Raw genomic sequence first — 12,467 nt, 5'->3', positions numbered from 1 at the left:
GAAATCTAGGATTAGATATTAATCAGATTACTGGTTATTTTGCTTATGTAAATCAGTTGGCAGATAGACCCTTGGAGGATTTTCGGACTGAGCAATTAGAAAAGCTAATTGGAAGCAGCTATTTTGACCGAAAATTTTTAAGAAAAATAAAATGTAGTAAAGATTAAAAGGCTTAATCTTTCCTACATTATAAGGAGATATTGCTATATGTATCATATGAATTACTTGAAAAATTAAACTTTTAACATAAAGGATTATCATTCAAAGAGAGGAGTATTAAATCATTTTAAATGCAAAGGATGACAATACAAACTTTTGGCGACTTACCAGAAAACAAACTTTAAATTATCATAGCAGATATTTCGCAAGATAGAATGTCAATTCTTCCAGATGATCTCCCGCGCTATGGTATCGAACCTAAATTATTTCTAATTGCTTTCGCAGTTCTGATTAGTAGTTCAATTCCTTTTTTCTTTATTCCTCGTAATTTAAAAGTTAAAGTGGTGGTTGTAGATGGAGGAATACTAATCAACTATCCAATTTGGATAGTTGATTTAGAAGAGATACCGAAGTGGCCAACCATAGGCTTTCGGTTATCTGGCCAAAGTATAATTCTTCAACCTACTCAACTAATAGGTCCAGTCAATACAACAATTCCTTTAATTAGATCAATGTTTGAAGCTCATGATAAGAGACATTATTGATAGACATTTAGCTGCAAGAACAGTATTTATAGAAAAATTAACGTTGGTGCTACGGACTTTCATCTTTCTAAAAAGCAAAAGCTTCATTTAATCGAACTAGGTAGAGAATCCGAATCCGAAACGGAATTTTTAACTACTTGGAATTTTAAAAACTACGTAAAACAATACCGGTCACAACTCCAATTGAAAATGAATGTAACTAGAAAGGTTTGAATGGTATTTTTTTTGTAATCCTATAACTACTGAGCCTTTTGTTATAAAGTTATCTTTATATTTTTTTAAAATTTCTTTTTACAAGATATCCAATTAAAAAAACTGCGATGATTGTCGCCGAAAGAATTAGAATTTTATTTAGGTTTTTCTCTAAATCTATAAAATCGTGACCAATAACCGTATAAGCTATTGTCCCAGGAACCATTCCAATTCCGGTAGCGACTAAAAAGGTAGTGAGCCTTATACCACTTAGACCTGCGAGAAAACTGATTAAGTCAAATGAAACGATTGGTAAAATTCTAGAAATTAATATAAATAGAAAGCCATACGTTCCATTTATTTTATTTAAAAGTGGCTTTAGCTTATCTCCTTTAAAGCGTTTCTCTACAAACTGGAACCCAAACCTTCTAGCTAAATAATAAGATACAGTTGCTCCTAACATTGCACCAAACCATGATATTATTGAACCCCAAACATAACCAAATACCATCCCATTTGCACCAGTTATAAGAAAAGATGGAATGGGGGCAGCGATGGATTGAAAGATCATGAGCAGAATACTAATTAAAGGAGCTAAAATACCCATTGAGCGGATATAATCAGCCATGTCTACAAAAGAAGATTGTGTGAAAAAAGCATAAATATCTTCCCAAAATGAAATAAGAATAAATAAAGAAGTTGCAATGAATAAGAGGAGTAAGGTTTTTTTTATCAATAAGTACACCCCTTTCTATGAATATAAGTATATGGATATATTATTTGGCTGTTTTCGCAAACTTTGTTGTTGTATAACAAGTATTTAGGCTTGGTTGATTTCCGTTCCTTTCAACCATAAATGGTTTTTGTTTTCAAGTAATCTATTTAAAGACAACAATCTTTTAGAAAGAGCCTATTATTATAATCATAATAAAAAGATAGTTAATAATCTGTAATTTGCATTACAGATTATTAACAGAAGTGTTGTATAATATGCGGCTTTCTTTGCTGTACTATCCTAGGTTTTAGGTCACTTTATGTTGTCATTATTCATTTAATTTAATATGAAAGGTTCGAATAGTCCAAAAAGCGAAGATTATAATAGGATGTAAAATCCTATTATAATCCTTGACTTTAGTATAAGTCATTTCATAAACTGAATGTAATTCTAAAAGCGTTAGTTAGATTATAGGGAGGAGGAAGATTTATATGGAAGCTAGAATTCATATGATAGAGGCCGAAGAGGCTGAAGGTAAACTAAAAGAATTGTATGATAAGTTTAATGGAAAGATGGCAAATATATTAAAAGTTCATTCACTGAATGCAAAATCATTAGAAGCCCATTTGGATTATTATAAGGTTATTATGTTTGGAAAGTCTCCGTTAAGTAGGAAAATGAGGGAAACAATTGCTACTGTTGTTTCATCTACTAATGAATGCTTTTACTGAATGGAACATCATGGGGCGGCGCTCCATTTATTAACGAAAGACAACCAACTTGTTCAAGACCTTAAAAAAGATTATCGACAAGTTCAGCTAGATGACAAAACTATAGCTATTTTGGATTATGCAGTTAAGCTAACTAAGAAGCCTCATAGTGTCACAGATGAAGATGTAGAGAAATTAAGAAAACTTGGCTGTACAGATACAGAGATATTAGATATTTGTCAAATCACTTCTTACTTTAATTTTGTTAACAGGATGGCAGAAGGTCTAGGAGTGAAGCTAGAGGAAGAATATCATTAAAATAATATGGACATTATTTACTATTTAGAGTGAATAATGTTCTTTTTTGTTTAAATAAGCATTCCTAGGATAGAATGGTGTTCTTATTGATCATGTAATAAAAGGGGAAAATGTGTTAATAGGATAAAAATCAACGTTCTAGTCATATACACCCAAATTATTCACGGAACAGCCATTTCCCTTAAAATTACTCCACAAAATGCTGGGATAGTAAAATCCACTTACATTTTGTGGGGTTTTCTTTTTGATTTACACTTCACCTTCATTAAATGGATATGAATTTCTTATCAGATAACCTCATTAATCAAAGATGGGCATACTTCTCCCTTGGTTGAACCTATTTTTTAAAAAAATAGGTTACTAGTAAACGAGCCACTGAAAAAATCCACATTTTAAGTAGTAAGTGTTAAATTTACCTGTTGATTTCCACTCAAGGATGCTTCGCTTTCCGCGGGGCGGACGAAAAAGGAAGGTTATTTTCACTACCGTGAAAAAACCTACCTCGTCGCAGGGAATGGAGGGCTATTTTCACTATCGTGAAAAAGCCTAGGTCTCACCTGTCCCTCTGCTCTTAGCAAGGAGTCTCGCACCTTCCGCACCAATCAACATAGACTCCCTAGAATAGTTCGTTTTTTTGAGTAACTAGATTTTAAGTGCCCTCTAGTAAACGATCTAGTTTATTCTGACTTGGAGTTGTTGGATATCCAATAATGTTTGCCAGAATGCACCTTTGTATAGGCAACTACTGCATAATTTGAATGTCATATAGCGAGCGGAACGAACCACTCTTCCCGCAATCTTAATGATTTGGGTGCGTATCGTTTCCATCGTCTGATTTCGAACTTTGTCCGGCAAACAGGTTCTTCCTAACCAATTATGGGAATTATAGGCCAACACTGAAATTTGGACACGGACGGCATTTGTATGTTCTGAATGGCTACTTAACCAATCAAACGCAAAACCGAATCAAGGGCTTAGAGAGTAAATATGCACGAAAGAAATAAATAGATGCAAAATATATTGAAGTGATGCGTATAATAGGCTTTTTACTTTGATCTGTAGAGGATAATTATGGATTTTAAGTGCCCATTCTACTCTAAATTAACCATGATGACCAAGACCTGAGCACCAATAATAATTAATAGGATAAATAAAACGACAATTAACGCGAATCCACCTTCATAACCATAGCCACCATAACCAAATCCCAATCGCAATTTATCACCTCACCCTCTACTATTTAAAATGAATATGAGTGTTAGTAGCCGGACCTACTCTAGCAGCACCAAAAATAATTAAAAGGATAAACAACACTACGATTAACGCAAAGCCTATTACATATCCATAACCTGATATTATCTACCTCCTTATCTTTTTATTTATAGGGGATTAGAGCACTAATACTTCTACTTTTTATACTTCATCATAGGACTTTAAGATAAAGGTGTTAGTTTTTTATACCATTCGTTCATACCATAGGCTCAATAAATAATGCTCAAGAATGTATTAATTTATTAGCTATAACAAAGTGGATGTTCTATGTAGGTTTTGTTTTTACATTATTACTTAATTACTCAAATAGGCAAAAGCCTCTCCCAATAATACAATGATTTTCATAAGATAATTTGAAAACAAATGGAATAATTTCTTTGTAATTGCTTTTTCTTTAAATTTTATTAAAAGGAAGGGGTTTTATTGAATTATCAAGAAAGTCATATGCCCTTCATCATTATCAGTTTTATTTTAGTTGCAATATTAAATGTAGAGACTTATGAAAAAAGTATGTGTAAAGAACAGCATCTATTTAATCTAATTGCTCATAGAGGTGTGTCTACAATTGCTCCGGAAAATACATTCGCCTCGTTCAATAAGGCTATTGAACTCAACTATGACATGATAGAACTTGATATTCAATTGAGTAGGGAAGGGGAAATTGTTGTAATTCATGATTACTCGTTAGAGCGTACTACAAATGGTATAGGAGTCGTTCATGATTATACGGTTGAAGAGTTAAAACAATTTGATGCAGGATATTGGTTCAATAAACATTTTAAAGGAGAAAAAATACCTACTCTTAGGGAAGTAATTGAAAAATACAATAATGTAGTGGGTTTACTTATTGAAATAAAGTATCCTGATTTATATCCTGGAATAGAGCGTAAGTTAGCAAAATTATTGAAAAAGAAAGGGAAAAAGAGAGAGATTGTTGTGCAAACCTTTGATAAATTGTCACTAAGGAGAATGAAAAAATTGCTACCAGAAGTTTCTAGGTGTCTTTTGTTGAGCGGTTTTGAGGTTAACCATTTAACAGATTCAAGGCTTAAAGAAATAGCAGATTTTGCAGAATATGTAAGTCCTCCAGAATTTGCTGTTACACCAGACTTTATAGCTCGCACTAAATTAGCTGGATTAAAAGTATACGTTTGGGATGTGCATTCACATAAGGATCTAATAAGAATGAAGCGAATGGGTATTGATGGCATTGTCACTGATAGTCTAAATCTAAGAGAATTACCTAAAATTCAGAATTCACAAAATCTAAAGTGTAGTTATGTAGAATTTGTAGAATTAGTTAAGTTAATGACAAAAAAATTATTAACCTTTATTAATTCAGTCTAATACAAATGCTTTGGAATCAATTAATAAAGGGGATATAATTTCCATAGAAGTCTTCAATAAGGATGTAATCTATCCCACAAATTTCCAATAGATGTTTTTCTAGGAGATACTTACTAAATTTTATTCATAAACATCCTTGATTATGGTAAAAATACTTTTGTTGATAAAGGAGGAGTAAGATGATTGAAAAGATGATGTTATATCTAATGGATCCTACGATGGATGCAGCGATGAAAAAAATGCTAACGAGTAAATATGAAGAAAATCCATTTCTAATGATGACAATTGCTACAAAGCTTACACCAAAAGCGATAATGGCAGCAGGGATGAGAGCACAGACAGGAAAAGAACTAAAGCGACCAATTGGGAGCCTAATGTATTATCACCTTGGGAGAAAGTTCTTTTGAACCCTAGACAGCTCTTTGAACTTCCAACTAAAAGTAAAAAAGATGTTCAAACAAAAACGGTTATTGGCCCAAATACGAAGAAACCACTCGAATTAGATACTCCTATTATGTTAACTGGAATGTCTTACGGTGGCTCGTTAAGTTTAAAGATGAGAATGGCAATTGCTAAAGGAACATCATTGGCAGGAACATCTACAAACACAGGCGAGACAGGACTTACAAATGAAGAAAGAGATAATGCCAAAATTCTAATTGGTCAATATAATCGTGCAATGAGAATGAAGGAGGAAGACTTAAAACACTTAGATGCGATTGAAGTTCAACTCGGACAAGGTGCTTGGGGCGGCGCGGCTGAAATTAAAACAAAGGCGCAGGATATTGGAGACCATTTAAGAGAAACGTGGGATCTTAAAGAAGGAGAAGATTCTACCATTCAGCCAAGATTCCCTAATGTTGAGTCTAGCCAAGATATTATCAATTTAATTAATCGTTTAAAGTCAGACTATGGTGGTACAGCAGGTGCCCCACCTACGTTTGAAGATGATATTGGACTTCCGACATTACATGCGTTAGTACGAGCAGTTGACTGGCTGAAAGAACACAACCTAAAAGATAAGGTTCAAATTATTGCTGCTGGAGGACTTACGACCCCAGGACATTTTATAAAGGCACTAGCAATAGGAGCAGATGCCGTATATATTGGATCTATCGCATTAATGGCTACACTGCAGAGTCAGATGACTAAAGCACTCCCAAATATGCCACCTCCACAGTTAGCTTTATACTCAGGAAAGCTACAAGATGAGTTTGACCCTGAAGAAGGAGCTAAAGATCTCGCTAATTTCTTGAAGTCATGTACAGAAGAAATAAAAGGTGCTCTTCAGGTGATGGGAAAGAAGCAATTAAACGAGCTAAGCCGCGAAGATCTAGTTACAATGGATAAAGATTTAGCAGAATTTATGGGTATTCGTTATGGTGCGTCTCATCGGAAAACGAAGTAATTGGATTAAAAAGAGCCCAAACTTGACTGTACAAGTTTGTCCTTATTTATTTTTAATCACATTATTTGGATAGAAAGCAGCCCAGGAAAACCAAAAAGGATCTCCATGAATAACAACTGGTAGCTTAACTCCGCGTAAGGGTCCTCTTAATGCCATACCTAACAAACTCCATTCACTTCTTGTTTCTAGATCTACTATTTTATTATTTTCATATATAAAAGTTAAGCGATTCGCGTTTGCAATAGGGAGGAAAACATTTGTTGAACCTACATTTCTTGATTCTGCAATGTTTTTACTACCTACAGCCGTTTTTGTTTTATCATTAAAAAATATAACAAACTCACTATTTTCTAGTTGTCCATAGGTGATTTTATTGTTTGATAATGCCGAATATGGATAGGTGATACTTGATTCTTGATTCCAAATACCAACAACACGCTCCATTGCTGGTAATCGAGGGTCAATCGGACCAAAATATAAAAAAGGAACACTCCCAATTACGTCATAATTTAAATAAGGATTTTGCCCATAATTTCTTACGTAGCCAGTCTTTTTTGATAACACGACACCGCTTAGATAGGTTGTTGAAAAAGTTTGAAAACTAACTAAACTAGATGGAATGAATGACAATCTAGATCTAGCAAATTCTCCTAGCAATTGAAACACCAGTAAATTGTTGCCATAAGCTTTCTGTAGTTCTGTCATACATAACTAAATTTGAATTTCTAAGTAATCCTGTTGTTCCAAACTCAAGTAAACCATTATTAAACCATCTCGAAAAGACAAAGGCAGAATTACATAAAGGACAATACGTAACAGCAATTGGTACGGAGTTAATTACATCATTAACAATTTCATGCCAAATTAATAGTTGTAATGAATAAGCACGTGCAGCTCCATTTATCTCAACTACCATAACGGGCTCTTGTGGATGAAGCCAATTTTTTGCTTCATTAATCGTTTCAAATGTTGGAATATCTATTGATGGTATCTCATCTCTTCTTTTTACAGGTTGCAATTCAGTAAGTGGGATCGTGCTTTTTGACCAATTCGTATTCCAACTTTGAGCAATATTTTGTAATGGAATCGGTAGAGTCTGCCGGTAGGGGAGAGGGAGTGCTTGAGGTATGAAGTTTTTTCTGGGATATATGTTCACCTAGTAACCTCCTTTTTATCGATTAATTACTGAAATTACATTATGCTAGCTTGAAAATGTCCTATACATCTCAAAATAAAATTCTTTTGTAAGGAAGCTTACTGAAAAAGAATATGAATTGTATTAGAGTGGAATAAAGTAATTGATGTTAAAGAAATGGAGAGATTGTCATTGAAAAAGCTAGGTATCATTTTAGGATTTCTCTTTTTTTTAACAGCGTGTAGCAATACTCAGACAAGTAATGGAACTTCCATTCTTGAACAGAGTTTTGATGAAACGGCAGAACAAGCTAAAGACACAAACGTTAGAGTCTTTATGTGGGGTGGAGATGAAGGTATTAACAATTACATGGATGAATGGGTAAAACCAAGACTGTTACAAGAGTACAATATGACGCTTGAAAGAATACCGATGAACACAAATGAATTTTTACAAAAGCTACTTAACGAAAAAGAAACGAATAAAGAAGAAGGAACTATTGATGTCATTTGGATTAATGGTGAAAACTTTAAAAATGCAAAAGAGAATGGCCTTTTATTTGGACCATTCGTAGAGAAAATGCCTAATTATAATGAGTTTGTTGATACCGAAAGTGCTGATAGCCAATATGATTTCGGAACAAAAATCGATGGATTAGAAGCACCATGGGGAAAAGTTCAATTTGTCTTTTTATACGATAGTGCAAAAATAACGACCCCACCCAGTAATTTTAAAGAACTACAAGATTGGGTACATGAAAACCCAGGGAAGTTTACGTATCCCGAGGCTGGCGATTTTACAGGAAGTGCTTTCTTGCGTCATCTCCTTTATGAGTCTGTAGGTGGACATGATGTATTATTAAAGGATGGGTTTAACGAAGAAGTCGTTAACACATCAGCAGAATACATGTGGAATTATTTAAAAGAAATTAAGCCAAATCTATGGAGAAATGGTGAGACTTATCCTGCCACACTATCTGATTTAGATCATCTATACAGTCAAGGTGAAGTATGGTTGACAATGGGTTATAACGAAGCAAGAGCAGAGAGTCAGATAAAAGACGGAGTATTTCCTGTTTCTACGAAATCATTTGTCCTTGAGTCGGGTTCGATTGGAAATACTCATTTTTTAGCCATACCTTTTAATAGTCCGAATAAAGCAGGTGCGATGACTGCCATTAACTTTTTATTATCACCAGAAGCACAACTAGCAAAATACGATTCTACTTATTGGGGTGAAAATATTTCTCTAGATCCAAATAAATTATCAGAAGAAGGTCAGAAGAAATTAGCGAGTATGGACCGTGGCCATTCTGTTCTTTCTCCAGAAGAATTACAAAAGCATAGATTACCTGAAGTAGATTCTAAATATGTAGAATGGTTAAAGGAGAATTGGTTAAGTGAAGTCGTTCAAGCTGAATAGTTCAGTTTGGGCAGTAGCACCTGCTTGCATTTTTACATTGTTCTTTGTTGGTTATGGAATAGGTATGTCTGTTTTAAAAAGCTTTCAGATAAATGGAGAGGTTACACTAGAAAATTACACGAAGTTGTTTTCTAATAAGAGTTTTCTAGCCTCTCTTTCTTATAGTTTATGGGTAACTACAATTTCCACAATCATTTCAATTGTTATTGGAGTAATTTTAGCAAAGTCACTTCATCAAATCATCAAAAATAAGTTCTCAAAGCTAGTGGTTTGGATTCCAATGTTGTTTCCTCATTTTATATGGGGTTATATGTTATACCTTTTATTATCTCAATCTGGGTTACTATCAAGTCTCCTTCATCAAATAGGCTGGATAAATGAGATGAATGATTTTCCTGTTATGTTTAGAGATCAAACAGGGATTGGAATTATACTGACCTACGTCTGGAAGGAAGTACCTTTTGTTGTGTTAATGTTACTGCCTATATACAGTCAAGTAAATGATGAACAATCCTACGTTGTTAAAACGTTAGGTGGAAACGATTGGGATGTATTTAAGACAGTGGAGTTGCCTTGGATCTTACCTGTTGTTGTCGAAACAGCGGTTATTATTATTTCATTTGTCCTAGCAGCAGTAGAAGTACCTTATCTCCTCGGGACTACACATCCTAAGATGTTACCCGTCTTAGCCTACGAATGGTTTTTTGAAGGGAATTGGAGCAATAGAGGACTTTCCTATGCGGCGATGACGCTTCTTTCAATGATCGTTATTATTATAATGATTACGACTCAGCTCCTGTTTAATCAGAAAAGATATAGGATGATGAAGGGAAATGGAAGTTAGTATGCGAAAAAAAATGACAGTGAAAACAACATGCCTACTTGTATTGTTTCTCTTTATTACTCCGTTTCTCTTTTTATCTATTAAAAGTATTACAAGCGGTTGGAGCTGGGAGAGTTTCTCATTACTTAAAGTAGATTTAGATGTGTGGAAAGTGTTAGTAACAGATCCCATAATTTTAAAAGCAATTGTTACTTCCATGGGACTAAATCTAATTGTTTTAATTTTAAACTTTATCATAAGCCTACCAGCTGCCAAAGTGTTGGCGCATGATACGTTCAAAGGAAAAGCCTTATTTGAAACCTTTCTCTATTTACCTATTCTATTTCCTAGCCTTGCCATGGTGATGGGGATTCATATCACGATGATCAGGTTTGGTTTAACAGACAACTGGCTAGGGGTAAGTCTTGTTCATCTGATCCCAACAGTTCCCTATTCTATAAGAATATTACGATCTGGTTTTGATAGTATCGGACCTCACTTAGAGAGCCAAGCTAGAACACTAGGAGCAAGCAATATGACAATTCTTCATCATATTTACTTTCCTCTTTTATTACCTAGTTTACGAAGTGTTGTTTTCCTCGTAACGGTCATTTCACTAAGTCAGTATGCTCTAACAGCCATTATAGGTGGAGGAAGCGTCATCACGTTAGCGATGATTTATTTTCCTTATTTTTCGACCGTAAATGAAACGATGATTGCTAGCGTTTCTATCCTATTTGCTTTAATTCCAATTGCTATGATGGGCTTGTCAGAAATGTTGTTTAGAATACTAGTTCCTTACTATAAAAAGTCTAAAGTAGGAGGTGATCTTTATGAAAGGTAACACCATACAATTACATTCGCTAAAAAAAGAATATAAAAAGAATGTGATATTCAAAGATGTGAATCTTCTCATCCATCCAGGAGAAATCATTAGTATTGTTGGTCCTTCAGGTACTGGAAAATCAACATTATTAAAATGCATTGCAGGTTTAGAGTCTGTTTCCTCTGGTAAAGTTATTATTAATGATAAAGATTTCACAAATCTTCCAGCTAATAAAAGACCGATTGTGATGATGTTTCAGCAGGCACTGTTGTTTCCGCATATGACAATTAGAGAAAATATAGAGTATGGTTTGTTATTTACAAACATGAAAATAGATGAACGAATGCATAAAGTAAACGAATATATAAAAAAGGTAGACCTACATTCTTATAGTGAGCATTATCCTCATGAACTATCTGGTGGCCAAAAACAACGAGCATCTTTAGCAAGAGCATTAATCCTAGAGCCAGAATTACTACTTTTAGATGAACCGTTTAGTAGCTTAGATAAACAGCTTAGACAGCAGCTAAGAGAGTGGGTAAAGACTTTATTAATGGAGCAAGGTGTCACAACCCTGTTTGTTACTCATGATACAGAAGAAGCCATGATTATGGGAGATAAAGTTGCGGTATTTGCTGAAGGCGGAATTCAACAAATAGGTGTACCTCATGATGTATATCACTATCCTAAAAATGAAAGTGTTGCAAAGTATTTTTCAGAAGGATTGTTAATAGACTCAAATCATTTTGTTCCTATTCGTAAATTAATGGCAAATTCGGAAGGGGATTTTCATTTAAGCTTTGAAGGAATCGTTACAAATACTTTCTACAAGTATGGAAAACAATATGTTACTGTTTTTCTTCAAGACCTAAATACATCCATCACATTACTTTGCGATGAAAAACAGCAATACACATTAAGGATGCGACTCCTAGTTGGAGTCAGACATTCGACGGATATTGTTCATTTTAAAGAAAAGAGAGGAAGAGAATGAATCGAAAATCAATGTTGAATATAGGAGTAGCTTTAATTGTCATTATAGGCTTAATTTGGTTCAATCATTCTTACTTAAATATACATCCCCAAACAATTCGAGAGTGGATATTGTCATTTGGATTGTTTGCACCAGTCATTTTTATTTTAATCTACAGTATTCGTCCTCTTATTTTGTTTCCTGCTTCCATTCTTTCTTTATCGGCAGGCTTAGCATTTGGAACTTTTTGGGGAACGATTTATACCATTATTGGGGCAACAGGGGGAGCTATTCTTGCTTTCTATATTGCACGAATGCTAGGAAGTAAATACGTGAAGGCAAAATGGAAGGGTAAAGGCGAAGTCATTGAAAAACAGCTTAAAAACAATGGATTTCTCTATGTTCTTCTCCTTAGATTAATGCCTCTCTTTAACTTCGACATGATCAGTTATCTATCAGGATTGTCAAAGGTCCGCTTTTCTCATTTCCTTGTTGCGACAGTTATCGGAATCATACATGGAAACATTCGCTTATAACTTTCTCGGATCTAGTCTTTTAGCATCCTCTTGGTGGATGATAGTTCTGGCCATACTTGTTTTTGTAGTCGTTGCAATTGTCCCAA

General features: G+C 34.3%; 14 protein-coding genes and 2 pseudogenes. 10 read left to right on the top strand and 6 right to left on the bottom strand.

Features of this window, described 5'->3' with window-relative positions:
• The first annotated feature begins 374 nt into the window (after positions 1–374).
• The gene (locus ACOI1C_RS11625) at positions 375–704 is read left to right on the top strand and encodes a hypothetical protein (RefSeq protein ID WP_422510689.1); all 330 of its coding nucleotides are present in this window, start codon (positions 375–377) and stop codon (positions 702–704) included.
• Between the two features lie 268 nt (positions 705–972).
• Here the strand turns inward: ACOI1C_RS11625 and ACOI1C_RS11620 are convergent, their stop codons facing one another.
• Positions 973–1,632 carry a TVP38/TMEM64 family protein gene (locus ACOI1C_RS11620; RefSeq protein ID WP_422510688.1) on the bottom strand — a complete coding sequence of 220 codons (660 nt, stop codon included), beginning with the start codon at positions 1,630–1,632 and terminating at the stop codon, positions 973–975.
• A 470-nt stretch (positions 1,633–2,102) separates the two neighbouring features.
• On the opposite strand from ACOI1C_RS11620, the gene ACOI1C_RS11615 reads away from it, so the two are divergent.
• Positions 2,103–2,639, top strand: coding sequence for a peroxidase-related enzyme (locus ACOI1C_RS11615; protein ID WP_422510687.1), 537 nt, complete (start codon positions 2,103–2,105; stop codon positions 2,637–2,639).
• A gap of 672 nt (positions 2,640–3,311) precedes the next feature.
• Here the strand turns inward: ACOI1C_RS11615 and ACOI1C_RS11610 are convergent.
• The 3 genes and pseudogenes from ACOI1C_RS11610 to ACOI1C_RS11600 all read right to left on the bottom strand — a co-directional run.
• A pseudogene (locus ACOI1C_RS11610) lies at positions 3,312–3,590 on the bottom strand (transposase); the annotation flags it as partial.
• A 140-nt stretch (positions 3,591–3,730) separates the two neighbouring features.
• Entirely contained in the window at positions 3,731–3,856 is a 126-nt protein-coding gene (locus tag ACOI1C_RS11605) for a YjcZ family sporulation protein (protein ID WP_422510686.1), read from the bottom strand.
• 61 nt (positions 3,857–3,917) lie between these two features.
• A pseudogene (locus ACOI1C_RS11600) lies at positions 3,918–3,995 on the bottom strand (YjcZ family sporulation protein); the annotation flags it as partial.
• A gap of 339 nt (positions 3,996–4,334) precedes the next feature.
• Between ACOI1C_RS11600 and ACOI1C_RS11595 the strand changes: the two are divergent.
• The 3 genes from ACOI1C_RS11595 to ACOI1C_RS11585 all read left to right on the top strand — a co-directional run bounded on the left by ACOI1C_RS11595 (position 4,335) and on the right by ACOI1C_RS11585 (position 6,666).
• Positions 4,335–5,258 carry a glycerophosphodiester phosphodiesterase gene (locus ACOI1C_RS11595; RefSeq protein ID WP_422510685.1) on the top strand — a complete coding sequence of 308 codons (924 nt, stop codon included), beginning with the start codon at positions 4,335–4,337 and terminating at the stop codon, positions 5,256–5,258.
• A 179-nt stretch (positions 5,259–5,437) separates the two neighbouring features.
• The gene (locus ACOI1C_RS11590) at positions 5,438–5,665 is read left to right on the top strand and encodes a hypothetical protein (protein WP_422510684.1); all 228 of its coding nucleotides are present in this window, start codon (positions 5,438–5,440) and stop codon (positions 5,663–5,665) included.
• Positions 5,662–6,666, top strand: a complete 1,005-nt coding sequence (locus ACOI1C_RS11585) for an FMN-binding glutamate synthase family protein (protein WP_422510683.1) — start codon at positions 5,662–5,664, stop codon at positions 6,664–6,666. The genes ACOI1C_RS11590 and ACOI1C_RS11585 overlap by 4 nt, the downstream gene beginning before the upstream one ends.
• Before the next feature lie 42 nt (positions 6,667–6,708).
• Here the strand turns inward: ACOI1C_RS11585 and ACOI1C_RS11580 are convergent, their stop codons facing one another.
• Both ACOI1C_RS11580 and ACOI1C_RS11575 read right to left on the bottom strand, forming a co-directional pair.
• The gene (locus ACOI1C_RS11580) at positions 6,709–7,323 is read right to left on the bottom strand and encodes a DUF3179 domain-containing (seleno)protein (protein ID WP_422510682.1); all 615 of its coding nucleotides are present in this window, start codon (positions 7,321–7,323) and stop codon (positions 6,709–6,711) included.
• The gene (locus tag ACOI1C_RS11575) at positions 7,304–7,822 is read right to left on the bottom strand and encodes a DUF3179 domain-containing (seleno)protein (protein WP_422510681.1); all 519 of its coding nucleotides are present in this window, start codon (positions 7,820–7,822) and stop codon (positions 7,304–7,306) included. Before ACOI1C_RS11575 ends, ACOI1C_RS11580 begins: the two co-directional genes overlap by 20 nt.
• A 171-nt stretch (positions 7,823–7,993) precedes the next feature.
• Here ACOI1C_RS11575 and ACOI1C_RS11570 point away from each other — a divergent pair, with 171 nt between their 5' ends.
• Genes ACOI1C_RS11570 through ACOI1C_RS11550 form a run of 5 tightly spaced genes read left to right on the top strand, consistent with a single transcriptional unit; the run spans position 7,994 to position 12,381 of the window.
• Entirely contained in the window at positions 7,994–9,223 is a 1,230-nt protein-coding gene (locus ACOI1C_RS11570) for an ABC transporter substrate-binding protein (protein WP_422510680.1), read from the top strand.
• Entirely contained in the window at positions 9,201–10,067 is an 867-nt protein-coding gene (locus ACOI1C_RS11565) for an ABC transporter permease subunit (RefSeq protein ID WP_422510679.1), read from the top strand. Before ACOI1C_RS11570 ends, ACOI1C_RS11565 begins: the two co-directional genes overlap by 23 nt.
• Complete coding sequence (locus tag ACOI1C_RS11560; RefSeq protein WP_422510678.1) at positions 10,057–10,890, top strand: ABC transporter permease; 834 nt, start codon at positions 10,057–10,059, stop codon at positions 10,888–10,890. Before ACOI1C_RS11565 ends, ACOI1C_RS11560 begins: the two co-directional genes overlap by 11 nt.
• The gene (locus tag ACOI1C_RS11555) at positions 10,880–11,866 is read left to right on the top strand and encodes an ABC transporter ATP-binding protein (protein WP_422510677.1); all 987 of its coding nucleotides are present in this window, start codon (positions 10,880–10,882) and stop codon (positions 11,864–11,866) included. Before ACOI1C_RS11560 ends, ACOI1C_RS11555 begins: the two co-directional genes overlap by 11 nt.
• Positions 11,863–12,381 (top strand): TVP38/TMEM64 family protein, encoded by a 519-nt coding sequence (locus tag ACOI1C_RS11550; protein WP_422510676.1) that lies wholly within the window; start codon positions 11,863–11,865, stop codon positions 12,379–12,381. Before ACOI1C_RS11555 ends, ACOI1C_RS11550 begins: the two co-directional genes overlap by 4 nt.
• The last annotated feature ends 86 nt before the right edge of the window (positions 12,382–12,467 follow it).

It is taken from the genome of Bacillus sp. DJP31, from assembly GCF_049310945.1.
In the GTDB taxonomy this organism is placed as follows: Bacteria; Bacillota; Bacilli; order Bacillales; family SA4; genus Bacillus_BS.
Note: the sequence above shows the minus strand (reverse complement) of the source record. Positions and strands in the feature narration are given on the sequence as shown.